The sequence below is a fragment of the Saccharothrix sp. S26 genome (genome assembly GCF_021390395.1).
GTDB lineage: Bacteria > Actinomycetota > Actinomycetes > Mycobacteriales > Pseudonocardiaceae > Actinosynnema.
The window spans coordinates 92685-115170 of the sequence record NZ_JAJUWT010000007.1; the positions used below are offsets into that span (position 1 = coordinate 92685).

A 22486-nucleotide genomic window follows, 5' to 3' on the forward strand; every position below is an offset into this window, starting at 1 on the left:
CACTGACGGCTCGGCCGTCGCAGGCATTCGGCTCTTACCCGTCCAACCGCTTGGAGTTTCACATGCCGGCCGTCGTGCTGATCGGTGCCCAGTGGGGCGATGAGGGCAAGGGCAAGGCAACCGACCTGCTCGGTGACCGCGTGCAGTGGGTGGTCCGGTACCAGGGCGGCAACAACGCCGGGCACACCGTGGTGCTGCCCGACGGCCAGAAGTTCGCCTTGCACCTGATCCCCTCCGGCATCCTCACCCCCGGCGTGACCAGCGTCATCGGCAACGGCGTCGTGGTCGACCCCGGCGTGCTGCTCGAGGAGCTGGCGGGCCTGGACGCCCAGGGCGTCGACACCAGCAAGCTGCTCATCTCCGCGGACGCCCACTTGATCATGCCCTACCACGTGGCGATCGATAAGGTCACCGAGCGGTACCTGGGCAAGGCCAAGATCGGCACCACCGGCCGCGGCATCGGCCCGTGCTACCAGGACAAGATCGCCCGCGTCGGCGTGCGCGCGCAGGACCTGCTGGACGAGAAGATCCTCCGGCAGAAGGTCGAGGCCGCGCTCGACTTCAAGAACCAGGTGCTGGTCAAGGTCTACAACCGCAAGGCGCTCGACCCCGAGCAGGTCGTGGACAGCGTGCTGGAGCACGGCACCAAGTTCACCTCCCGGATCGCCGACACCCGCCTGCTGCTCAACCAGGCGCTGGAGCGCGGCGAGACCGTGCTGCTGGAGGGCTCGCAGGGCACGCTGCTCGACGTCGACCACGGCACCTACCCGTTCGTGACGTCGTCCAACCCGACCTCGGGCGGCGCGAGCGCCGGTTCGGGCATCGGGCCGACGAAGATCACCACGGTCATCGGCATCCTCAAGGCCTACACCACGCGCGTGGGCTCGGGCCCGTTCCCGACCGAGCTGAACGACGACATGGGCGAGCACCTGCGCAAGACCGGCGGCGAGTTCGGCGTGACGACCGGGCGGTCCCGGCGCACCGGCTGGTTCGACGCGGTGATCGCCCGGTACGCGGCCCGGGTCAACGGCATCACCGACTACTTCCTGACCAAGCTGGACGTGCTGTCCGGCCTGGAGAAGGTGCCGGTCTGCGTCGGCTACACGATCGACGGCGAGCGGGTCGACGAGATGCCGATGTCGCAGACCGACGTGCACCACGCCGTGCCGGTGTACGAGGAGCTGCCCGGCTGGTTCGAGGACATCAGCGGATGCCGCTCGTTCGAGGAGCTGCCGGCCAACGCCCGCGCGTACGTCGAGCACCTGGAGGAGATCTCCGGTGCCCGCATGTCCGCGATCGGCGTGGGCCCGGGCCGCGACCAGACCATCGTGCGCCACGACATGCTCGGCGGCTGACGCCCCGACCCGTTCGACGAAGTGCCTCCGGGACCGACGCAATCGGTCCCGGAGGCATTTTCACAATTCGGGAGCCGTTGACTGCTTCTGGTCGGATATCGAAACTTTGACTCGCTGATCAGCGCGTCCCCGTTCCGATGTCCCGCTGGGAGAAATCCGTGCCGATTTCCACGGTGGGTGTTGTCGCGCGTCCTGAACCCGTCGCCCCCGCGCGTGCGCCCGCAGCAAGACAACGCAAGTGGCCCGATCTGCGCCGGTGGTTGAGCCCGATCGGGCTGGTCCTGCTGTGGCAGGTCGCGAGCAGCACCGGCGTGCTGCCGCCGGACAAGCTCGCGTCGCCGGTGACCGTGTTCCGGTCGGCCTACGAGCTGGTCGTGGACGGGCAGCTGGTCGATGCGTTCCTGGTGTCGTCGAGCCGGGTCGCGGTCGGCTTCGCCATCGGCGCGGTCGTCGGCGGCGCGCTCGGCCTGGTCTCCGGGCTGTCCCGCTGGGGCGAGCGGCTGCTCGACCCGCCGGTGCAGATGCTGCGCACGCTGCCGCACCTGGGCCTGATCCCGCTGTTCATCCTGTGGTTCGGCATCGGCGAGGAGCCCAAGCTCGCGCTGGTCGCGGCCGGTGTGGCGTTCCCGCTGTACCTGAACCTGCACGCGGGCATCCGGCAGACCGACCCGGCGCTGCTGGAAGCCGCACGGGTGCTCGGCTACACCCGCTTCGAACGGGTCGCGCACGTCGTGCTGCCGTCCGCGGTGCCGCAGACCCTGGTGGGGCTGCGGATCGCGCTCGGCACCGCGTGGCTGTCGCTGATCGTCGGCGAGCAGATCAACGCCGACGCGGGCATCGGCTACCTGATCAACAACGCCCGTGAGTTCCTGCGCACCGACATCGTCGTGGTGGGCCTGCTGGTCTACGCGCTGCTCGGGCTGACCACGGACGCGCTGGTGCGCGCCCTGGAGCGGAGGGTGCTGCGGTGGCGGGCGCGGTGAGGATCAGGGGGCTGGTCAAGGACTTCGGGTCGCGCCGGGTGCTGTCCGGGTTGGACCTGGACGTCTCCGGCGGCGAGTTCGTGGCCCTGCTGGGCCGCAGCGGGTGCGGCAAGTCGACGTTGCTGCGGATCCTCGCCGGGCTCGACCCCGACGTCGAGGGGACGTTCGAGGTGCCCGAACGGGTGTCCGTGGCGTTCCAGCAGCCGCGGCTGCTGCCGTGGCGGCGGGTGTGGCGCAACGTCTCGCTGGGGCTGCGGGGCGTCGACGGGCGTGCGGTCGCCGAGCGGGCGCTGGCCGAGGTCCGGCTGGCCGGTCACGCCGACGCGTGGCCGCTGACGCTGTCCGGTGGCGAGGCTCAGCGCGTGTCGCTGGCGCGGGCGCTGGTGCGCGAACCGGAGCTGCTGTTGCTGGACGAGCCGTTCGGCGCGCTGGACGCGTTGACCCGGCTCGCCATGCACCACCTGGTCGAGCAGCTGTGGCGCGAGCACCGGCCCGCCGTGCTGTTCGTGACCCACGACGTGGACGAGGCGTTGCTGCTGGCCGACCGCGTCGTCGTGATGGACGAGGGCCGGATCGTGGCCGAGCACCGCGTCGACCTGCCGCGACCGCGGCGGCGCGCGGCGTTCGCCGACCTGCGCTCGCGAGTGCTGTCGAACCTGGGAGTGGATGATGTCGAAGCTGCTTAGCGCGCTGGTGGTCGCGGTGCTGGCGTTGTCGGGCTGCGGCACGGCGGCGTCGTCGGACGGCCCGGTGGTGCTCAAGGTGGGCGACCAGAAGGGCGGCTCCAAGGCGTTGCTGACCGCCGCGGGCCTGTTGGACGACTTCCCGTACGAGATCGAGTGGTCCACCTTCACGTCCGGTCCGCCGTTGCTGGAGGCCGCGTCGGCGGGCGCGATCGACGTGGGCGGGGTCGGGAACACGCCGCCGATCTTCGCGGCCGCCGCCAACGCCAAGATCGCCGCGGTGTACTCGGCGAAGGGCAACGTGGAGAGCGACGCCCTGCTCGTGCCCGCCGACTCGACCCTCAAGGAGGTCTCGGACCTCAAGGGCCGCGGCATCGCGGTCGCCAAGGGCAGTTCCGCGCACGGCCAGGTGCTGCTGACGCTCGCCTCGGCCGGCCTGACGACCAAGGACGTGACGCTGAACTTCCTGCAGCCGTCGGACGCCTACTCGGCGTTCACGCAGAAGCGGGTGGACGCGTGGGCGGTCTGGGACCCCTACACGTCGCAGGCGCAGCTGGAGGCGGGCGCGCGGGTGCTGACCGACGGGCGCGGCAAGTCCAACGGCTACACGTTCCAGGTGGCCGGGCGGGCCGCGTTGGACTCGCCGGGCAAGAGCGCGGCGATCAAGGAGTTCGTGCAGCGGATCAGCCGGGCGCAGCGGTGGGCCGACACGCACCGCGAGGAGTGGGCGACGGCGTGGGCCGCGGAGACCGGGCTGAAGATCGAGGTGGCGCGGGCGGCCGTGGAGCGCGGCGGTGACCTGCCGGTGAAGCTGGACGACGCGGTGATCGCGTCGGAGCAGGAGCTGGCCGACGCGTTCACGGCCGACGGCACGTTGCCCGGCAAGGTCGATTTCCGCAAGTTCGTGGACACCCGGTTCCAGGGGGAGCTGTCATGAGCGTGGTGCTGCACTGGTTCCTGCCGACCTCCGGTGACGGGCGGACCGTCGTGGAGCGCTTCCACGCCAACCGGTCGTTGGGCGCGGCGGCGTTGCGCGACCCGGACGTCGACTACCTCGCCCAGGTCGCCCAGGCGGCCGAGCGCAACGGGTTCACCGGCGTGCTCACGCCGACCGGAACGTGGTGCGAGGACGCGTGGCTGACCACGGCGGCGTTGATCGCGCGGACGTCGACGCTGAAGTTCCTGGTGGCATTCCGACCCGGGGTGATCTCGCCGACGCTGGCCGCCCAGATGGCCGCGACCTACCAGCGGATCTCCCGCGGTCGGCTGCTGCTCAACGTGGTGACCGGCGGGGACGAGGTGGAGCAGCGCCGGTTCGGCGACTGGCTCGACCACGACCAGCGGTACGCGCGGACCGACGAGTTCCTGCACGTGGTGCGGGCGGTGTGGTCGGGGCGGCCGGTCGACTTCGACGGCGAGCACTACCGCGTCTCGGGCGCCACGGTGCTGGCCGCGCCGGACCCCGTGCCGCCGATCTACTTCGGCGGGTCGTCCGACGCGGCGCTGCCGGTCGCGGCCCGGCGGGCCGACGTGTACCTGACGTGGGGCGAGCCGCCGGCGCAGGTGGCGGAGAAGATCGAGCGGGTGCGCGCGCTGGCGGGCGACCGGCCGATCCGGTTCGGCATCCGGCTGCACACGATCAGCCGTGACACGTCCGCGGAGGCGTGGCGCGAGGCGGAGAAGCTGCTGGAGGCGCTGGACCCGGAGCAGGTGGCCAAGGCGCAGGAGCAGCTGCGGGCGTCGCAGTCGGTGGGGCAGCAGCGGATGGTGGCGCTGCACGGCGGCGACCTCAGCCGTGGCGTGCGCGGCCTGGAGGTCCACCCCGGGCTGTGGGCCGGCATCGGGCTGGTGCGCGGCGGCGCGGGCACGGCGTTGGTGGGCAGCCACGAGGAGGTGGCGGACCTGGTCGAGGAGTACCACGACCTGGGCGTGGAGGAGTTCGTCCTCTCCGGCTACCCGCACCTGGAGGAGTCCTACTGGTTCGGCGAGGGCGTCCGCCCGATCCTCGCGCGCCGGGGCCTGCTGGGCGGCGCCGAGCCGGAACTGTCGGTCCCCTCCGAGACCCTCTCCCTCGGGGGATCCTGATCACCGGGGGACGCCCGCACGCGCGCGGGCGTCCCCCGGTGCCCGTGGGCTATCGGCCCGTGCGGGCTTCCACGGCGGTGTCGGGGTTGTCGGCGAAGACGCCGTCCAGGCCCGTGGCGTAGAACTTCGCGTACTCACCGAACGCGTTGCCGTACGCGGCCGGGTCGGTGGACGTGCGGAAGTCCGCCGGCAGGAACGTGTTCTCGTTGCGGAACGTCCAGGCGTGCACGATCAGGCCGCGGGTGTGCGCGTCGCGCACCAGCGTGGTCGGCTCGCGCAGGAAGCCAGCCGCGTCACGCGGGATGATCCGGTCCTTCGCCGCGCCGACGCCCTGCGCGTAGGTGCGGATCTCACGCAGCCCCTCCGGCGTCACGAGGTCGCTGTAGGTGCGCTTGTCGCCCGCCTTGACGAAGTCGTACGGCGCGCCGGAGGAGTTGACCAGCTGCACCAGCGGCACGCGCAACTTCGACTTGAGCTGCTTGAGGTTCGCCACCTCGAACGACTGCACGTACACCTTGGCGCCGTGCCGGTTCAGGCCCGCCTTGGTCAGCACGTCGACCAGCCGCGGCTCCAGCGGCAGGCCGATGTCCTGGAAGTAGGTCGGGTGCTTGGTCTCGGGGTAGATGCCGATGTCGCGGCCGAGCTCGCGGGTCAGCCGGCGGGACAGGTCGATGACCTCCTCCAGCGTCGGCACCTGGAACCGGCCGTCGTAGAGGGTGTTGCGCGGCCGCACCTCGGGGATGCGCTCCTCGGCGCGCAGCGTCTTCAGCTCGGCGAGCGTGAAGTCCTCGGTGAACCAGCCGGTGACCGGCGTGCCGTCGATGACCTTGGTGGTCCTGCGCCCGGCGAACTCCGGGTGCGCCGCCACGTCCGTGGTGCCGCCGATCTCGTTCTCGTGCCGGGCGACCAGCTTGCCGTCCTTGGTCACCACCAGGTCGGGCTCGATGTAGTCCGCGCCCATCCGCGCGGCCAGCTCGTAGGAGGCCAGCGTGTGCTCGGGCCGGTAGCCCGACGCGCCGCGGTGGCCGATCACCAGCGGTCCCTTGCGCGACGACGCCACCTCCGGGTCACCGCTCGCCGTCGCCGAGGGCAGCACCACCGCTCCCGCCACCGCGAGCGCCGCCAGCGCCGCCCCCACGATCTTCGTCCGCACCATCGACGACCTCCTCGACTCCACTGCTGACGCGCGGCAGCCTCGTCGCGCACCGCGACGTCCCGGACACGCCGGGGCGAAGCGCAGATCACGTCACGGTGAACGCGCGGGGTTCGTCACTCCCTGGATATGGCCGCTTCCTCCAGGTCGAGCTCGCGCAGCACGCGGATCAGCACCTCGTCGTCGATCTGCCCCTCGTCCCGCGCCTGCACGAACACCTGGCGCTCAGCTTCCAGCATCGTGCGGCGCAACCGCCGGTACGACGCGGCCGGGCTCTCGTCCTCCTGCCTGCCCAGCCGCTCCCACGCCGCGTTGCCCCGGTGCTCGGCCATCAGCCGCAGCCGGTCCACGACGTGCCCGGGTGTGTCGTGGTCGTCCCCGATCACCTCGTCGAGCTTGCGCACGGCGGCCTGCGCGGCGGCGTGCTGCACCTGCGCCTCGGCCAACGCGTCGGTCCGCTCCTCGTCGCCGCGGAACGCGAGCTTGCGGATCACGAACGGCAGCGTCAGCCCTTGCAGCAGCAGCGTGCCGACGGTGACCACGAACGCGCAGAACACGATCACCTCGCGCCCGGGCAGGTCCAGCGGCAACGCGCTCGCCGCCGCCAACGACACCACGCCCCGCATCCCGGCCCACGACAGCACGGTCACGCCCCGCCACCCCGGTGCGCCCTCCCGCTGCCGGACCCGTTTCGACAGCAGCCGCGGCAGGTACGCCGCCGGGTACATCCACACGAACCGCACCAGGATCGTCGCCGCCAGCACGGCCGCCGCCGCCCACACCAGCCCCGCGGTGATGTCCACGTCCCGCACCACGGTCTTGAGCTGCAAGCCGATCAACGCGAACACGAACGACTCCAGCATCACGTCCACCGACCGCCACACCGCCGTGTCCTGCAAGCGCGTGTAGTACGAGCTGCGCGGCGCGTTGTGCCCGATGTAGAGCCCGGCGACGACGACCGCGAGCACACCGGAGGCGTGCAGCTCCTCGGCGAAGATGTACGCGCCGAACGGCACGAGCATGCCCAGCGCGCTCTCCAGCACGCCGTCGTTGAGCCGGTCGCGGATCCAGCGCACGCCCCAGCCGATCGCCAACCCCACCAGCACGCCGCCACCCGCGCTGATCACGAACGTGCGGGTGCCGTCCACCCAGGTCGCGGCGACGCCGGCGGCCGCCGCGACGGCCACCTTGTAGGCCGTCAGCGCGGTCGCGTCGTTGATCAGGCTCTCGCCGGTGAGCAGCGTCATCGTCCGGCGCGGCAGGTTGAGCCGCCGGCCGATGGCGACCGCCGCGACCGCGTCCGGCGGTGCCACCACCGCGCCCAGCACCAGCGCCGCGGGCAGCGACAGCTCCGGCAGCACCAGGTGGGCGACCCAGCCCACGGCGATCGTGGTCGCCAGCACCAGGCCCACCGCGAGCAGCCCGATCGGCCGGAGGTTGGCCCGGATGTTGTGGTAGGAGCTGTCCAGGGCGGCCGAGTACAGCAGCGGCGGCAGCACCAGGACCAGGATGAGCTCCGGTTCCAGGGCGAACCCCGGCAGTCCCGGGATGAACGACACCGCCAGCCCGACGCCCACCAGCACCAGTGGCGCCGACCAGTTGAGGCGCTTGGCCACCGCCGTGACGAGCAGGGCGCCGACGAGCAACAGGAGCAGTTCCGGTCCGTGCATGGCGCAATCTTGCGTGATGATGGCGGGTATGACCTGTCCTCATGTCTCGGAACTCCCGGAAACCGTCGCCCCGGACAACCCCGAGGGCTGCGCCGACTGCCTCGCCGACGACGAGCACAACTGGGCCCACCTGCGGATCTGCCTGTCGTGCGGCCACGTCGCGTGCTGCGACTCCAGCCCGCGCCGGCACGCGACCGCGCACTTCCACGCCTCGGAACACCCGGTGATGCGCTCGTTCGAACCGGGCGAGGACTGGCGCTGGTGCTACGTGGACTCCCGGATCGTGTGATCCGCCCGACCGTCTTTACAGTCCCTTTAGACGGTCGCCCTATGGCTGTGACCCGCGACACAAGTAGCTTCGTGAGCGCTCGATCCAGCGCGACACGAAGGAGTGCGCGTGCCGACCAAGCCTCAGGTCGAAGTCGATGAACTGCTCGCCGAGTACGACGAGGAGCGCCCGTCGCGCACCTTGTCGCGGCGGTGGGAGCTGGGCGTGTGGGTGGCGGGCCTCGCCATCGCGCTGCTCGTGCTCAAACAGGTGTTCTGGCCGTTCAGCAAGGGCGGCCAGTACTACCTGGTGATCTTCCTGGCGGTCACGCTGCCGCTGGTCTTCCTCTGCTACCGGCCGCGCGGCCGGCGCGGCGGCTCCGACGACCCCGGCGTCGTGGACCGGGTGGCGGCGGCGCTGGCGTTCGCGGTGGCCGCGTACCCGCTGTTCGGCGGGTTCGACGCGTTCCTCGACCGCCAGGGGCAGCTGACCGGGCTCGACGTCGTCGCCGGGTCGGTGCTGCTCCTGCTGATCCTGGAGGCGTGCCGGCGGACCACCGGCTGGGTGCTGCCGATCGTCTGCGTCGGGTTCATCGCGTTCGCCTACTACGGCGGGTACCTGCCGCGGTCCTGGTCGATCTCGCACGCCGGCGTCGACTTCCCGCAGATCATCAACGGCTTCTACAACGACGCCACCGGGTTCTACGGCACGCCGCTGGACGTCGCCGCCACCTACATCGTGCTGTTCACGATCTACGGGTCGGTGCTCAACGCGTCCGGCGCGGGCGCGTTCTTCGTCGACATCAGCTTCTCCGCCTTCCGCAAGTCCCGCACCGCGCCGGGCCGCACCGCCGCCACCGCCGGGTTCCTGCTCGGCACCGTGTCCGGCTCGGGCACCGCGACGACCGTGTCGCTGGGCGCGGTGACCTGGCCGATGCTGAAGAAGGCGGGCTACCCCAAGGAGAACGCGGGCGGGCTGCTCGCCGCGTCCGGCATCGGCGCGATCCTGTCGCCGCCCACCCTGGGCGCGGCGGCGTTCATCATCGCCGAGTTCCTGGAGACGTCCTACCTCCAGGTGCTGATCTGGGCGATCCTGCCGACCCTGCTGTACTACCTGGGCATCGCGCTGGCCGTGGAGATCGACGCGCGCAAGTTCGGCGCGAAGCCGGTGGAGATCGACTCGCCGAGCCCGTGGGCGCTGCTCAAGCGCGGCGGGTACCACTTCCTGTCGCTCGCGGTGATCGTGGTGTTCCTGGCGCTGGACATCCCGGTGTTCTCCGCGGTCGTCTACGCCACCGGGGTCGCCGCGGTGTTCGCGCTGATCGCCAAGCGCGGCGACGTGCGGGAGTGGCTGCGGGCGATGGCCGACTCGCTGTCGCAGGGCGTGCGGTCGGCGTTGCCGGTGATCGCGGTGTGCGCGGCGGCCGGCGTGATCACGTCCACCATCACCAAGACCGGCCTGGGCCAGGAGCTGGCGTCGGCGCTGGTCGACGTCGCCGGCGCGATCTCGTCCGACCCGACCGCGGTGCTGTTCGTCACCGTGGTGCTGGCAGCGGTCGCGGTGAGCCTGCTCGGCCTGGCCGTGCCGGTGACCGCCTCGTTCATCATCTCGTGGGTCGTCATCGGGCCCGCGCTGATGGACCTGGGCGTGGCGCCCGAGGAAGCCGCCATGTTCATCTTCTACTACGCGGTGCTGTCGGAGGTGACGCCGCCGACCGCGCTCGCCGCCGTGGCCGCCGCCGCGATCACCGGCGGCGACGTGATGAAGACGATGTGGCGGACGTGGAAGTACACGCTGCCCGCGTTCCTCGTGCCGCTGGCGTTCGTGCTGACCGACAACGGGGCCGGGCTGCTGCTGCGCACGTCGTTCCTCGACGCCGTGTGGGTGTTCGCCGTCTCCGCGCTGGGCGTGGCGGCGCTGGCCGTGCTCACCGGCGGCTGGCTGTTCGGTCGCGCGCGGTGGCCGGAACGCGTGCTGTGCGCGCCCGCCGCCGTGGCCCTGCTCTACCTGCAACCCGTGACCATCGCCGTCGGCCTCGGCTTCCTGCTGGCCGCGGTGGCGGTGCACGTCGTCCTACGCCGGAAGATCCACTCGGGAGAGGAACAGCATGCGCAGCTGGACGCTTAAGGTCGCCGTCGGCGTGCTCTCGGTCGGCCTCGTCGCCGCCGGGTGCGGCGGGAAGCGGACCCCGGACGCGTCGGCCGACGGCAACGCGGGCGGTGCCGCCTGCGAGGCGGCGGACGGGCGGATCACCATCGCGACCGGCAACTCCGGCGGCGTGTACTACGTCCTCGGCGGCGGGTTGGCGAAGCTGATCAGCGACAACACCAAGCTCAAGGCCACCGCGGCCGAGACCGGCGCGTCGGTGCAGAACATCCAGCAGCTCGTCGCGGGCGACTACGACGTGGCGTTCTCGCTGGCCGACACGGCGGCGGACGCGGTCGCGGGCAAGGGCGCGTTCGACGGCAAACCGCAGCGGGTCAAGGCGCTGACCAGGCTCTACCCGAACTACACGCAGGTGCTGGTGCGGGCCGACTCGGGCATCACCTCGGTCGCGGACATGCGCGGCAAGCGGATCTCCACCGGCTCGCCCAAGTCCGGCACCGAGGTGATCGCCAACCGCCTGCTCACCGCGGCCGGGCTCAACCCGGAGACCGACGTGCAGGCGCAGCGGCTGGACCTGGCCAAGACCGCGGACGGGATGAAGGACGGCAGCATCGACGGCCTCGTCTGGTCCGGCGGCCTGCCCACCGCGCAGATCACCGACATCACCACGTCGTTGAAGGACCAGGTCAGGTTCATCGACATCACGCCCCAGCTGGACGCGTTGAAGAAGGTCAACGAGGTGTACGACCGGGGCGTCATCCCGGCTGCCACATACGGGCAGCCCGCCGACGTGCCGACCGTGGCGGTGCCGAACGTGCTGCTCGTGCGCGAGGACTTCCCGGACGGCGACGCGTGCGCCGTGACCAAGCTCATCTTCGAGAAGAAGTCGGAGCTGGAATCCGTGCACCCGGCGGCCAAGGACATCGTGAAGGAGAAGGCCGGCATGACCGACCCGGTGCCGCTGCACCCCGGCTCGCTGGACGCACTGGGCGGCTGACCGGCGGGGTCATCTAGGCTTCCGCACCGTGCGTGTCCTGGTCATCGGGTCTGGCGCCCGTGAACATGCCCTAGTCCTCGCCTTGTCGCGGGACCCCTCGGTGATCGCGTTGGCCTGCGCGCCGGGCAACGCCGGCATCGCCGGTGTGGCGGAGACCTACGGGGTCGACGTCACCGACGGCGGTGCCGTCGCGGCGCTGGCCAAGGAGTGGAACGCCGACCTGGTCGTGGTCGGGCCGGAGCAGCCCCTGGTGGCGGGTGCGGCGGACGCCGTGCGCGCGATCGGGATCCCCTGCTTCGGCCCGTCGGCCGCGGCCGCCCGCATCGAGGGCTCCAAGGCGTTCGCCAAGGACGTCATGGCCGCCGCGGGCGTGCCGACCGCCGTGTCGGAGATCGTGGACAACCCGGCCCGCCTCGACTCGGCGCTGGCCCGCTTCGGCCCGACGTGGGTCGTGAAGGACGACGGCCTGGCCGCCGGCAAGGGCGTCGTCGTCACCGCCGACCGGGCCGTGGCCCGCGCGCACGCCATGACGCTGCTCGACCACGGCCACCCGGTGCTGCTGGAGTCGTTCCTGGACGGTCCGGAGGTGTCGCTGTTCTGCCTGGTGGACGGTGCCACCGTGGTGCCGCTGCTGCCCGCGCAGGACTTCAAGCGCGTCGGTGACGGCGACTCCGGCCCCAACACCGGCGGCATGGGCGCGTACTCGCCGCTGCCGTGGGCCCCGGCGGACCTCGTGGACGAGATCGTGGCGACCTGCGTCCAGCCGGTCGTGGACGAGCTGGCGCGCCGCGACACCCCGTTCACCGGCCTGCTGTACGCGGGCTTGGCCCTGACCTCCACGGGTCCGCAGGTCATCGAGTTCAACTGCCGGTTCGGCGACCCCGAGACCCAGGCCGTCCTGGCCCTGCTCCGCACCCCGCTGGCGAGCCTGTTCCACGCCGCCGCCACCGGCTCGCTGGCCTCCGCGCCCGCCCTGGACTGGTCCGACGGCTACGCCGTGACCGTCGTGGTCGCCGCCGAGGGCTACCCGGGCCGTCCCCGCACGGGTGACGTGGTCAGCGGCGCGGAAGCCGAGGGCGTCCTGCACGCGGGCACCCGCCGCCGAGAGGACGGGGCGGTCGTCTCCACCGGCGGCCGCGTCCTGTCCGTCGTCGGCACGGGCCCGACCCTGGCCGACGCCCGCACCGACGCCTACCGCCGCGTGGAAGGCGTCCACCTGACCGGCTCCCACCACCGCACCGACATCGCGTTGCGCGCGGCCAACGGCGAGATCACCGTCCCCTAGCACACGTGCCGCGGAAAAACCTCCGATCCCCGCCTCGGCGGAACCGGGTCGGAGGTTTCTTCGTCCAACCTCAGACCCGGCTCACGTGGTCGTTGGTAGCCTCGAACCGGGTTCAATCCGTTACCGACCGTACGGGGGTAGGACGTCGTGGAACAGGAGACCGGCCTACTAGGAGCCGTCGCCGCGGCAGGGGGAGCCGTCGGCAAGGCGGTCGGCGAGATGTTCGCGGCGGAGAAGCGGCTGAACGACACCATGGCCGCGGGTCCGGTGTCCGGCCAGAAGTTCGAGGTGACCGAGGAAACGGTCCTCCAGGCCGGCAAGCTGATCCACGACCAGGCCGACGTGCTCCGCAACGCGTTGTTCGACGCGGTCGCCGACCTGGCCGTGCGGTTGGACGGTGCCGACGAGGTGAACGCCGACATCGCCGCCGCGTGGAATTCGCGCCTGGTCGACGGCCCGGATTCGTACGCTGCGCGCATCGAGCAGTACATCGCGAGCCTCACCGGTCTGGTCGAGCAGTTGCGCGGCACGGCCCGCCAGTACCAGTTCACCGAAGAAGAAGTGACCGCTGCTTTGGGGGCCGCTGGTGCGTCTGATTAATGCGGCGGTGCTCTGCGGCGTCGCGATCGCCGTGGTCGCCGGGTGTTCCTCCGGTGAGACGGGGGCTCCGCGACCCGCGACGTCGAACGCTCCCGCGACGAGCGATTCAGTGGAGCCGACGGCGTCCAAGCCGCCGAGGCCCAAGGAGATCAAGCTGGACGGGATCGACCCCTGCGCGACGTTCACGACAGCGCAGCGCAGCGAGCTCAAGATCGATGAGGCGCAGGACAAAGCACTCGATGTGCTGAACAACGAGAAGCCCGCCCCGACTTGCCGGTACCACGCGAACGGCAAGGCGATCTTCAGCTACAACGTCTCCTTGGTCTCCGGGGAGGGCATCGAGTACTGGGAAGTCGACAGCAACCTCGACGTCGACGCCAAGACCGTCGCCGGGTTCGCGGCCTACCAGTACAAGCTGAGCGGTACCTCCGACGCCTACTGCTCGTACGCCGTCGACGTGGCGGACAAGCAGCAACTGATCGTCCAGTTCTTCCCGATCGGTGAGGGCTTCACCCAGGACCAGATGTGCCAGAACGCCGCCAAGGGTGCCGAACTGGCGCTCGCGACCTTGCAAACGCTGAAGTGAGGGGGAGTTGTGACCGGCTTCAGGGAGATCAAGGATTTCCGCTTCCAGGGCTATGACAATTCGGCTCTGGCCGCGTTGGTGCAGCGGTTCTCGACCGGGGACGCGGCGCAGAAGTTCAGCGACGCGTCACACGCGCTGCGCCGGCTGGCGGCGACGTTGGCCGACACCGACGAGACGCTGCGCACCGAGTTGAAGAAGCTCGGCATCGACTGGCAGGGCGCGGCCGGCGACAACGCCGGCCAAGCGGTGACCGTGTCGGCCGCCACGGCGACTTCCGGCACGGAAGCCGCCCAGCAGAACTCCAAGGCCACCGCCGTGCAGGGGGCCACGTACAGCCAGACCCGCAACGGGATGCCGGAGCCGCAGAAGTTGCGCGGTGACACGGAGACCAGCTTCGGGGACGAGTTCCTCGGGTTCTTCGGGCACGAGACCGATCACGCGAAGCAGGTCAAGGAGACGCAGGCGGCGCGGGAGCAGGCGATTCGGGGGCTCGAGCAGTACACCGAGGCCAGCAGGGACGCGTTGAGCCAGTACCAGGGCATGAACAGGCCGCCGCAGTTCGAGGTGACGACCGCCTCCAGCGTCAGCACGCCGATCGCCGCCGTCGGGCAGCCCGGTGGGCCCGTGCCCGGCATCCCCGGTGGCGTGCCCGGCGGCCTGCCGGGTGGTGTGCCGGGCGGGCTGCCCGGGCAGGTGCCCGGTGGCTCGATCGGCTTGCCGCCGCAGGTGCCCGGCATGCCCGGCGGCTCGACGGGGTTGTTGCCGACGACGCCCGGTGGGTCGACGGTGCTGCCGCCGGCGGCGTTGGGGATCGGCAAGCCCGGTGGGTCGAACTTCGGGTTGGGGCTCGGGCTCGGGTTGGCCGGTGGGCTCGGTCTCGGTATCGCGGCCACGCAGGCCCGGGGTGGACGGGTCGTGCGCAACCTCGCGCCGGCGATGCCCGGCGGCGCGAAGGTGCCCGAGGGCCCCGCGGGTGGCAAGGGCACCGGCGGTGGCGGTGGCGGCAAGGGCGGTGTGCCCGGGATGCCCGGCACGTTGACCGGCAAGCCCGGCATCTCCGCGACGATCGGCGCGATCGACCCCGACGAGCGCGTGCCCGGTCGTGGCGCGGGCGCGGCGGGCAAGGCGGGCGCGGGCAACTCGATGATGCAGCCGGCGGCCAGCGCCAAGGGCGGCCCGGGCGAGGAGGACGGCGAGCACGTGCGCAAGTACGGCGTCGACTCCGACGACGTGTTCGGTGACGAGCGGATGGTCGTGCAGTCGGTCATCGGTGACGACGAGCCCGAGAAGAAGTGAAGTGAGCGGCACGGTTGTCCTGTCCACGCTGGAGTTCGACGTCGCCTGGGAGGGCGAACGACTGACCCGCCGCAACGTCGCGCTGGACGTGCCGAGCCCCGGCGTCACGCACACCGAGCGGGCCCGGTTCGTCGAGCAGGCGTGGGCGTCGCTCGCCGAGCGCGGGCTGGCGGCCAACCGGCGGTTGACGCCCGAGCTGGCCGACGCGTTCGCGCTGCTGGCCAACCCGCAGCTGTCGATCGACCTGTGGATCTGGGTCGACCGCCGCAAGATCAAGGGTCTGGCGGCGGCGGCCGGCGAGGAGGCCGTCCTCGCCGTGGTCGACGGCGACGAGGTGTGGCTGATCGAGTCACGGGCCAGCGCGTTGGCCGAGTCGGCGGTGTCCGTGGCCGGGGAGATGCCCGCCGGGTACGGCCGGTCGATCAGCCTGCCGAACGACCTGCTGCGCGCGGCGGGCAGCGAAGCCGGGCGGGACGCGGAGAAGCTGGTGCTGGCGTTGGAGCGGCACGGGCTGCCGCTGCACGAGGCGCAGGAACTGGCCGGCATGTGCGACGGGATGACCACGCGCGGCCAGTTCGGCGTCGAACGCGCCCAGCACGCCGGGCCGCCCGTGCGCGCCAACCGCGTGGTCGCCTGGCACGACACGCCGTCCGGCCGGTACCTGCACCAGGTCCGGCCCAGTTCGGACGGTCGCAACTGGAGCACGATCACCCCGATCGACAACGCCCGGCTCGCCGGGTGCGTGTGGGAGCTGGTGCAGGAGGTCTGAGTTCTCCTCCGCGAGGCGGAACCCGGGCGTCCTCGGCGACGTCAGTTCCGGTGCGGGCCTGGGGGGCCGGAGCAATGCCCGCCGTCATTCGGGAGTGACGTCTGGTGACCACTGCGACGCTCAGCGCCACCGCGTTCCGCACCGCCTGGGAACACCTCGACCTCGGCGCCATGCCGATCGTGCTGCACGTCCAGGACGACCCCGCGCCGTGGAGCCACCTCACCGCGCAAGGGCTGGCCCGCGGCGGCGAGCTGGACCCGTGGCTCGGCGCGGCGTTCAAGCTCATCGCCTACCCGCCCCGCTCGGCGGACCTGCGGCTGGGCATCGGCCGGGCCGCCGTCCGGGCGCTGGCCGCGACTGGCGGGTCGGGCTCGCTGCTGGCCGTGCTGACCCGCGACCTGCTCACCGTGCGGGAGGTGGAGTCCGACATCGCCTCCGCGTTGGTCGGGCTGCTGCCGCGACTGCCGGACGGCCTGGTCGGCGGACCGGACCTGCGCGGCCAGTTCGGCGCGGCGGCGATCGACGTCAGCGGGCGGCGACGGCGTGCGGCGGACGTGGTCGACTTCCACGGGCCGGTCGACCCGGACGTGCTGCGGAAGCGGGTCGGTGCTCTGATGGACGAATTCCTCGGATGACGCCCTGCGGTCGGGCGTTTCGTCATACAGTCGGAGAATGGCGGTCGCGAAGTTCAACGCCGAGGCGATGGAGCAGTGCCGGAGCACGGTGAGCGCGCAGGCGGGACAATTCGGCGCGGTGGGTGACGGGTTCTCCGGTCATTACGCCGAACCGGACATCTTCGGCAAACTGGCGAGTTCGGGCGGGCTTTCCGCGGCGGCGTCCGAACTGGACGGCAAGGCGGCGGCCGAGTTCGCCGCCGCCGAGTCCGTGCTGGGGAAGGTGGAGCGCGCGATCGACGCCGTGCAGCGGTCCGTGGTCGACGTGGAGACCGCCAACGCGGGCTCCTTCCGGGCGGTGTGAGCTGATGGGAGCCTCGGACGAGGTCGCGGCGCTGCCCGGCGGGCAGGCGTTGGCGCAGCTCGCGGACAAGGTCGACACGGCCCGACCGGAAGCCGTGAAGCAGATCGCGGACCGGTGGAAGCAGGCCGCCGTGAAGGCCGCGGAAAGCGGTGACGCGGTCCGGCAGTCGGTCACGCGGCTGGACGACGCGTGGCAGGGCGGATCGGCCGACGGATTCGTCGCCTACATGGAGGGATTCACCAAGAGCGGGAATTCGCTGACCGACGCGTTGACCGGCGCGGCCGGTGATCTGGAGTCCGCGGCGGCGGCGCTGGAATCGGCCAAGTCGTCGGTGGAGCGCATTTGCGAGAACCTGCTCAGCCGGGTGCGCCAACTGCGCCGGCAGGCCCCCGGCATGCCGCAGGAGGACGTCGACTCCGCCATCCGGGGCATGTGCCAGGAGGCGGCGGGCGACGCCCAGCCCGTGATCGACCAGGCCGAGCAGGCGTTGAGCGCGGCTTTGGGCGCGTTGAAGGGCCGTGCGGGCGCGATCACGCCCGCGTTCTCGACCATGGCGGACCCGGACACCCAACCGTTCACGCCCGCGCCCGGCAAGCCGGTCGAGTGGACCCCCGCGCCCGAACCCCCACCGTCGGACGGCCAGACCGCGCCGTCGTCCACGTCGTCGCCGCAGCCCTCCGGCCAGTCGCACGGTTCCGGCGGTGGCTCCCACGGCTCCGGATCGGGTGGTGGCTCGGGCTCGGGCGGCGGCTTCGGTGGTGGAGGTGGTGGCATGGGCGGCCTGGGGCCTAGCGGCGGCCCGCCGTCCAGCGGCCCGCCGCCCGGCAACGTCGAGGAGTGGATCCGGGAAGCGATCCGGATCCTCCAGGCCAACGGCATCCCGGTCACCGAGGACAACATCGACGAGATCTGGACGATCATCGAGAAGGAGTCCGGCGGCAACCCGCACGCCATCAACGACTGGGACTCCAACGCCGCCAAGGGCACGCCCTCGAAGGGGCTGATGCAGTGCATCGACCCGACGTTCCAGGCGCACAAGCTGCCCGGCCACGACGACATCTGGAACCCGGTCGACAACATCATCGCCGGTGTCCGCTACACCTTCTCCCGCTACGGCGGGTTCGAGGGGCACCCGGGTCTGAAGTCGATGGCGGGCGGCGGCGGCTACCAGGGCTACTAGCGACCGGTCGGTGAGCGCATGATCGGTGAACGCCTGATCGGTGGGCGATCGATCGATTGGCGGCCACTCGGCCGGGCTGGGTGAAGGCCGGGCTGGATGGTTGGCCTGGACTGGGTGGCGGCCGGGCTCGGTGGTGGCGCGGCTGGGCGACCGGTGACGAGGCTCGGCAGGCTGGGCAGGGTGTGGCGCGACCGGTGGGCTTGGACGCCGGGCTGGGTGGTGGCGTGGCTGGGTGACCGGTAGCCGGCTTGGCAGGCTGGGCGACTGGCGTCGAGGCTCGGCAGGCTGGGCAGGGTGTGGCGCGACCGGTGGGCTTGGACGCCGGGCTGGGTGGTGGCTCGGCTGGGTGACCGGTAGCCGGCTCGGCAGGCTGGGCGAGTGGCGGCGAGGCTCGGCAGGCTGGGCAGGGTGTGGCGCGGCCGGGGGCCTGGACGCCGGGTTGGATGGTGGCGGAGTCGAGTCGGGTCGGTGGGGCCGGCTGGGCGGTGGTGGGACTCGACCGGGTGTGGTGGGTTGGGTGGTGGCGTGGCTGGGTGACCGGTGGCCGGGCTCGGCCGGTTGGGCTCGGTGGGTTGGGCTGGTGTGGCGCGGCTGACGGGCTTGGACGGTGCTGGGTGGCGTGGTCGGGTGGGCTGGCTGGGCGGTGGTGGGGTTTGGCCGGGTTTGGGGTGGGCGTGGCTCAGGCGGGTGGCCGGTGGCCGGGCTCGGTGGGCTGGGCTGGGTGTGGCCGGCGGGTCTGGGCGCTGGCTGGGTGGGCGGTGACTTGGGTTGGGTCGGGTGGGTGGGTCAGGGCCAGGTGTTGGCTTCGGCGGTGAAGAGGTCGGTCGGGCTGTGCACGGGGAGGACGCACAGCAGGTGGCCGCCCGGGGCGCGCAGGACGCGGCACTCCAGCCAGCGGGAGACTTCGGTGGCGCCCAGGGCCAGCAGGCGGGCGGTTTCGGCTTCGACGTCGTCGGTTTCGATGTCGAGGTGGAAGCGAGGGGCGTCGGCCACCGACTGCACCGAGGTGACCAGACCTGGCAGGGCGTTGTGCAGGGAGGTGAACTGCTCCTCGCCCGGCACCGGGCGGGCGGTCGCGCCCAACGCGGCCGACCAGAAGGCCGCGGCACGGTCGGCTTCGGCTTCCGGCGTGTCGATCAGCAACGCGTACACACGGCTCCGGTGCATGTCGACGACAGTAGTGGTGACCTGCGGGTCTGGTGACCGATTAGCCTGGCGCGCATGCCGGGTGTCGCCAGTCGTGCCGATGTTCCTCCCTTCCACGTCATGGAGGTGTTGTCCGCCGCCGCACGGCGGCAGCGGGTGGTCGGGGATGTCGTGTCGTTGGCGGCCGGTCAGCCGTCCAGTCCCGCGCCCGCGCCCGTGTTGGAGGCGGCGCACCGGGCGTTGCGCGAGCAGACGTTGGGCTACACCGAGCAGTTGGGCATCGTGGAGCTGCGCGAGGCCCTCGCCGGCCACTACCACCGGCAGTACGGACTGTCGGTCTCGGCCGACGACGTCGTGGTGACCACCGGCTCGTCGGGTGGGTTCCTGTTGGCGTTCCTCGCTTCCTTCGAGGCGGGCGACCGGGTCGCGCTGGCCCGGCCCGGCTACCCCGCCTACCGCAACATCCTCACCGCGCTGGGGTGCGAGGTGGTCGAGCTGGCCTGCGGGCCGGACACGCGGTTCCAGCCGACGGTGGCGATGCTGGACGACGCCGGTCCCCTCGACGGGCTCGTGGTGGCCAGCCCGGCGAACCCGACCGGCACCGTGCTGTCGCCGGACGAGCTGGCGGCGCTGTCAGGCTGGTGCGCCGAGCACGACGTGCGGCTGGTCAGCGACGAGATCTACCACGGCATCAGCTACGGCACGCCGCTCGCGTGCGCCTGGCAGACCTCCCGCGACGCCGTCGTGGTCAACTCCTTCTCCAAGGCGTTCGCCATGACCGGCTGGCGGTTGGGGTGGATGCTGCTGCCGCCCGACCTGCGCCGGGCCGTGGACCGGCTCACGGGCAACTTCACCCTCTGCCCGCCCGCCCTGGCCCAGCACGCGGCCGTCGCCGCGTTCGAGCCCGAGTCCTACGCGCAGACCGAACGGCTGGTCGAGGGGTACCGCCTCAACCGGGACGTGCTGCTCAAGGGCCTGGCCGACCTCGGCATCGACAAGGTGGCACCCGCCGACGGCGCGTTCTACGCCTACGCCGACGTCTCCCACCTCACCGACGACTCGATGGACTTCTGCCGCCGCCTCCTCGACGACACCGGGGTCGCGATCGTGCCGGGCATCGACTTCGACCCCGTGCGCGGGCACGAGTTCATCCGGATGTCCTTCGCCGGGGCCGCCCACGACATCGAGGAGGCGTTGCGGCGGCTGGGTGCTTGGCTGTCGTCATCATGATGACAGTTTTACCCCCGATCAGCGCCTCGGTGGGGAACTGATCGCGTGATCCAGTCGTTCGGGTGACATGGTCCGGATAATCCTGTGGCTGCTCGCGGCCTGGCTCGTGATCACCGTGCTCGGCGCCGTGATCAAGGGCGTGTTCTGGCTCGCGGTGATCGGTGGCGTGCTCTTCCTGGGCACGGCCGCGTACGGCGCGATCAAGAGCTCCAAGCGCCCGAAGGGCATCAAGGGGCCCTGAATTCCCGCCCGATCGTCTCCACGAGCTGGAAAAACGTCGAACCGACCCGCACCATGGGTCGGTGTTCGAGACCGATGAACGCCGCCTCGCCCGGTGGGAGCGACGCGCCGAGTGGCCGCTGACGAGCCTGGCCGTCGGCTTCGTGGTCGCCTACGCCTGGCAGATCCTCGACGACCGCTCGACCCCCGGCCTGCACGAGGTGCTGGAGGTCGTCCTCTGGCTGATCTGGCTGGTCTTCGCGGTCGACTACGCCGCGCGCCTCAAGCTCGCCGCCGACAAGCGCAGGTTCGTCGTCACCCACCTGTTCGACCTGCTCGCGGTCCTGCTGCCGATGGTCCGCCAACTGCGCGTGCTGCGGCTGATCACCGTCCTCAAGGTGCTCAACAAGCGGTTCTCGGGCCGGTTCCGGCAACGCGTCGGCGTCTACGCCGCGGGCGTCACGGTCCTGGTCGGCCTGTGCGCCTCGCTGGCCGTGCTGGACGCCGAACGCCACCACCCGGACGCCTCGATCACCACGTTCGGCGACGCCGCCTGGTGGACGCTCACCACGATCTCCACCGTCGGCTACGGCGACCGCTACCCCGTCACCTGGGAGGGACGGCTGGTCGCCGCACTGCTGATGATCGGCGGCATCGCCCTGCTCGGTGTCATCACCGGCACCATCGCGTCCTGGCTGGTCGAACGGCTCAGCGGGGTGGAGGGCTCGGTCGCCGAGGCCGAGCAGGCGACGGCGGCCGAGCTGCGCCTGGTCCGCGCCGAGCTGGCCGAACTGCGCGCGGAGCTGCGCGCGGCCCGGGCTGAGAGCGGCAGCTAGAACACCCGGCGCGCGTCAGCTCGCCGACCCGATCCGGCGCAACGCCTCCGCCACGTCGTCCGCGCCCACGTCCCGGTGCAGCACGAACCGCACCTTGCCCGCCATCGGCCCGGCGAACACGCCCAGGTGCCGCAGCCCGGTCAGCGTCACGTCCAGGTCCGGCACGCCGGCCAGCACGATGTTGGTCTCCGGCTCGTCCACCTGCCAGCCCAGCTCGGCCAACCCGCGAGCCAGTGCCCGCGCGTTCGCGTGGTCGCGCGCCAGGTCGTCGATGCGATCGAGCCCGATCAGGCCCGCGGCGGCCAGCACGCCACCCTGCCGGACGCCGCCGCCGAGCATCTTGCGCACCCGCCGCGCCTCGGCGACGAACGACGACGACCCGGCCACCACCGAGCCGACCGGCGCGCCGAGCCCCTTGGACAGGCACACCTGCACCGTGTCCACCCCGACGGTCAACGCCGCGGGCGGCAGCCCCAGCGCCACGGCCGCGTTCCACAACCGCGCGCCGTCCAGGTGCACCCGCAGGCCGGTCTCCCGCGCCGCCGACACGAGCAGGGCGTGCTCGTCGGGCTGCGTCACGGCCCCGCCGGCGGCGTTGTGCGTGTTCTCCAGGCACAGCAGCGTCGTGCGCAGCGTGTAGTACGGCCCGGACGTCCCCGCCGCCGCGCGCACCGCGTCCGGCGTCGCCCGACCGGGCCCCGCGTCGCACTCCAGCGCGTGCGGCATCCCGCCCGCGATCCACGCCGCCGTGCCCAGCTCGTTGTCCAGCACGTGCGCGCCGCGCGGCGCGAGGAACCGGTCGCCGGGCCGCAGGTGCACGGTCAGCGCGATCAGGTTGCCCATCGACCCCGACGGCACCCACAGCGCCGCTTCCACGCCCAGCAGCTCCGCGACCCGTTCTTCGAGCCGACGCATGGTGGGGTCGTGGTCGAGCACGTCGTCGGCGACCTCGGCGCGGGACATGGCCAGTCTCATGGCCTCGTCCGGCTGGGTGACGGTGTCGGAGCGGAAGTCGAGTGGCGAGAGCTGGGTCACGAATGGATCACATCACACCCGGCAAG

Annotated in this window: 24 protein-coding genes; 20 read left to right on the top strand and 4 right to left on the bottom strand. The window is 71.7% G+C overall.

What is annotated here, in order from left to right; translation table 11 throughout:
• The first annotated feature begins 62 nt into the window (after positions 1–62).
• The 5 genes from LZG04_RS12790 (at position 63) to LZG04_RS12810 (ending at position 5106) form a co-directional block, all read left to right on the top strand.
• Entirely contained in the window at positions 63–1355 is a 1293-nt protein-coding gene (locus LZG04_RS12790) for an adenylosuccinate synthase (RefSeq protein ID WP_233816431.1), read from the top strand.
• Positions 1356–1513: 158 nt separating this feature from the next.
• Positions 1514–2338 (top strand): ABC transporter permease, encoded by an 825-nt coding sequence (locus LZG04_RS12795; RefSeq protein ID WP_233816433.1) that lies wholly within the window; start codon positions 1514–1516, stop codon positions 2336–2338.
• Positions 2323–3024 (top strand): ABC transporter ATP-binding protein, encoded by a 702-nt coding sequence (locus LZG04_RS12800; RefSeq protein WP_233816435.1) that lies wholly within the window; start codon positions 2323–2325, stop codon positions 3022–3024. The genes LZG04_RS12795 and LZG04_RS12800 overlap by 16 nt, the downstream gene beginning before the upstream one ends.
• Complete coding sequence (locus LZG04_RS12805; protein WP_233816437.1) at positions 3008–3958, top strand: ABC transporter substrate-binding protein; 951 nt, start codon at positions 3008–3010, stop codon at positions 3956–3958. The genes LZG04_RS12800 and LZG04_RS12805 overlap by 17 nt, the downstream gene beginning before the upstream one ends.
• Positions 3955–5106 (top strand): LLM class flavin-dependent oxidoreductase, encoded by a 1152-nt coding sequence (locus tag LZG04_RS12810; RefSeq protein ID WP_233816439.1) that lies wholly within the window; start codon positions 3955–3957, stop codon positions 5104–5106. Before LZG04_RS12805 ends, LZG04_RS12810 begins: the two co-directional genes overlap by 4 nt.
• Before the next feature lie 49 nt (positions 5107–5155).
• On the opposite strand, the gene LZG04_RS12815 is transcribed toward LZG04_RS12810, so the two are convergent.
• Entirely contained in the window at positions 5156–6262 is a 1107-nt protein-coding gene (locus LZG04_RS12815) for a glycerophosphodiester phosphodiesterase (RefSeq protein ID WP_233816441.1), read from the bottom strand.
• 113 nt (positions 6263–6375) lie between these two features.
• Complete coding sequence (locus tag LZG04_RS12820) at positions 6376–7929, bottom strand: Na+/H+ antiporter (RefSeq protein ID WP_233816443.1); 1554 nt, start codon at positions 7927–7929, stop codon at positions 6376–6378.
• Between the two features lie 28 nt (positions 7930–7957).
• Here LZG04_RS12820 and LZG04_RS12825 point away from each other — a divergent pair, with 28 nt between their 5' ends.
• From LZG04_RS12825 to LZG04_RS12880, 12 genes are all read left to right on the top strand, one after another.
• Positions 7958–8218, top strand: coding sequence for a UBP-type zinc finger domain-containing protein (locus LZG04_RS12825; protein ID WP_233816445.1), 261 nt, complete (start codon positions 7958–7960; stop codon positions 8216–8218).
• Positions 8219–8326: 108 nt separating this feature from the next.
• Positions 8327–10324 (top strand): TRAP transporter fused permease subunit, encoded by a 1998-nt coding sequence (locus LZG04_RS12830; RefSeq protein ID WP_233816447.1) that lies wholly within the window; start codon positions 8327–8329, stop codon positions 10322–10324.
• Positions 10305–11300 (top strand): TAXI family TRAP transporter solute-binding subunit, encoded by a 996-nt coding sequence (locus LZG04_RS12835; RefSeq protein WP_233816449.1) that lies wholly within the window; start codon positions 10305–10307, stop codon positions 11298–11300. Before LZG04_RS12830 ends, LZG04_RS12835 begins: the two co-directional genes overlap by 20 nt.
• A gap of 28 nt (positions 11301–11328) precedes the next feature.
• Positions 11329–12585 carry a phosphoribosylamine--glycine ligase gene (gene purD, locus LZG04_RS12840; protein ID WP_233816451.1) on the top strand — a complete coding sequence of 419 codons (1257 nt, stop codon included), beginning with the start codon at positions 11329–11331 and terminating at the stop codon, positions 12583–12585.
• 147 nt (positions 12586–12732) lie between these two features.
• The gene (locus LZG04_RS12845) at positions 12733–13185 is read left to right on the top strand and encodes a hypothetical protein (RefSeq protein WP_233816453.1); all 453 of its coding nucleotides are present in this window, start codon (positions 12733–12735) and stop codon (positions 13183–13185) included.
• A gap of 31 nt (positions 13186–13216) precedes the next feature.
• The gene (locus LZG04_RS12850; protein WP_233816931.1) at positions 13217–13771 is read left to right on the top strand and encodes a DUF3558 domain-containing protein; all 555 of its coding nucleotides are present in this window, start codon (positions 13217–13219) and stop codon (positions 13769–13771) included.
• Between the two features lie 9 nt (positions 13772–13780).
• Positions 13781–15067 (top strand): PPE domain-containing protein, encoded by a 1287-nt coding sequence (locus LZG04_RS12855; protein ID WP_233816455.1) that lies wholly within the window; start codon positions 13781–13783, stop codon positions 15065–15067.
• Between the two features lies 1 nt (position 15068).
• Positions 15069–15836 carry an ESX secretion-associated protein EspG gene (locus tag LZG04_RS12860; protein WP_233816457.1) on the top strand — a complete coding sequence of 256 codons (768 nt, stop codon included), beginning with the start codon at positions 15069–15071 and terminating at the stop codon, positions 15834–15836.
• 104 nt (positions 15837–15940) lie between these two features.
• Positions 15941–16471 carry an ESX secretion-associated protein EspG gene (locus LZG04_RS12865; RefSeq protein WP_233816460.1) on the top strand — a complete coding sequence of 177 codons (531 nt, stop codon included), beginning with the start codon at positions 15941–15943 and terminating at the stop codon, positions 16469–16471.
• A gap of 37 nt (positions 16472–16508) precedes the next feature.
• Entirely contained in the window at positions 16509–16814 is a 306-nt protein-coding gene (locus tag LZG04_RS12870; protein WP_233816461.1) for a hypothetical protein, read from the top strand.
• Positions 16815–16818: 4 nt separating this feature from the next.
• Positions 16819–17994, top strand: coding sequence for a transglycosylase SLT domain-containing protein (locus LZG04_RS12875; protein WP_233816464.1), 1176 nt, complete (start codon positions 16819–16821; stop codon positions 17992–17994).
• Positions 17995–18090: 96 nt separating this feature from the next.
• Positions 18091–18237, top strand: coding sequence for a hypothetical protein (locus LZG04_RS12880; protein ID WP_233816466.1), 147 nt, complete (start codon positions 18091–18093; stop codon positions 18235–18237).
• A gap of 543 nt (positions 18238–18780) precedes the next feature.
• Here LZG04_RS12880 and LZG04_RS12885 read toward each other — a convergent pair.
• On the bottom strand, positions 18781–19161 hold the full coding sequence (locus LZG04_RS12885) for a VOC family protein (protein WP_233816468.1): 381 nt from the start codon (positions 19159–19161) through the stop codon (positions 18781–18783).
• Between the two features lie 54 nt (positions 19162–19215).
• Here LZG04_RS12885 and LZG04_RS12890 point away from each other — a divergent pair, with 54 nt between their 5' ends.
• From LZG04_RS12890 to LZG04_RS12900, 3 genes are all read left to right on the top strand, one after another.
• A complete protein-coding gene (locus LZG04_RS12890; protein ID WP_233816470.1) occupies positions 19216–20370 on the top strand; it encodes a pyridoxal phosphate-dependent aminotransferase in 1155 nt (384 codons plus the stop codon).
• A 67-nt stretch (positions 20371–20437) separates the two neighbouring features.
• Positions 20438–20611 carry a hypothetical protein gene (locus LZG04_RS12895; RefSeq protein WP_170232135.1) on the top strand — a complete coding sequence of 58 codons (174 nt, stop codon included), beginning with the start codon at positions 20438–20440 and terminating at the stop codon, positions 20609–20611.
• Between the two features lie 61 nt (positions 20612–20672).
• Complete coding sequence (locus LZG04_RS12900; protein WP_233816472.1) at positions 20673–21425, top strand: potassium channel family protein; 753 nt, start codon at positions 20673–20675, stop codon at positions 21423–21425.
• Positions 21426–21440: 15 nt separating this feature from the next.
• Here LZG04_RS12900 and LZG04_RS12905 read toward each other — a convergent pair whose 3' ends face one another.
• Positions 21441–22460: a low specificity L-threonine aldolase gene (locus LZG04_RS12905; RefSeq protein ID WP_233816474.1), complete on the bottom strand. Its 1020-nt coding sequence runs from the start codon at positions 22458–22460 to the stop codon at positions 21441–21443.
• Positions 22461–22486 lie beyond the last annotated feature (26 nt).

What these genes read in the sequence shown, in the direction of transcription:
- LZG04_RS12790 (WP_233816431.1), top strand. Translation starts at nt 63, where the DNA reads ATGCCGGCCGTCGTGCTGATCGGTGCCCAGTGGGGCGATGAGGGCAAG.
- LZG04_RS12805 (WP_233816437.1), top strand. Translation starts at nt 3,008, where the DNA reads ATGTCGAAGCTGCTTAGCGCGCTGGTGGTCGCGGTGCTGGCGTTGTCG.
- LZG04_RS12810 (WP_233816439.1), top strand. Translation starts at nt 3,955, where the DNA reads ATGAGCGTGGTGCTGCACTGGTTCCTGCCGACCTCCGGTGACGGGCGG.
- LZG04_RS12815 (WP_233816441.1), bottom strand. Translation starts at nt 6,262, where the DNA reads ATGGTGCGGACGAAGATCGTGGGGGCGGCGCTGGCGGCGCTCGCGGTG.
- LZG04_RS12820 (WP_233816443.1), bottom strand. Translation starts at nt 7,929, where the DNA reads ATGCACGGACCGGAACTGCTCCTGTTGCTCGTCGGCGCCCTGCTCGTC.
- LZG04_RS12825 (WP_233816445.1), top strand. Translation starts at nt 7,958, where the DNA reads ATGACCTGTCCTCATGTCTCGGAACTCCCGGAAACCGTCGCCCCGGAC.
- LZG04_RS12835 (WP_233816449.1), top strand. Translation starts at nt 10,305, where the DNA reads ATGCGCAGCTGGACGCTTAAGGTCGCCGTCGGCGTGCTCTCGGTCGGC.
- LZG04_RS12870 (WP_233816461.1), top strand. Translation starts at nt 16,509, where the DNA reads ATGGCGGTCGCGAAGTTCAACGCCGAGGCGATGGAGCAGTGCCGGAGC.
- LZG04_RS12875 (WP_233816464.1), top strand. Translation starts at nt 16,819, where the DNA reads ATGGGAGCCTCGGACGAGGTCGCGGCGCTGCCCGGCGGGCAGGCGTTG.
- LZG04_RS12880 (WP_233816466.1), top strand. Translation starts at nt 18,091, where the DNA reads ATGGTTGGCCTGGACTGGGTGGCGGCCGGGCTCGGTGGTGGCGCGGCT.
- LZG04_RS12885 (WP_233816468.1), bottom strand. Translation starts at nt 19,161, where the DNA reads ATGCACCGGAGCCGTGTGTACGCGTTGCTGATCGACACGCCGGAAGCC.
- LZG04_RS12890 (WP_233816470.1), top strand. Translation starts at nt 19,216, where the DNA reads ATGCCGGGTGTCGCCAGTCGTGCCGATGTTCCTCCCTTCCACGTCATG.
- LZG04_RS12895 (WP_170232135.1), top strand. Translation starts at nt 20,438, where the DNA reads ATGGTCCGGATAATCCTGTGGCTGCTCGCGGCCTGGCTCGTGATCACC.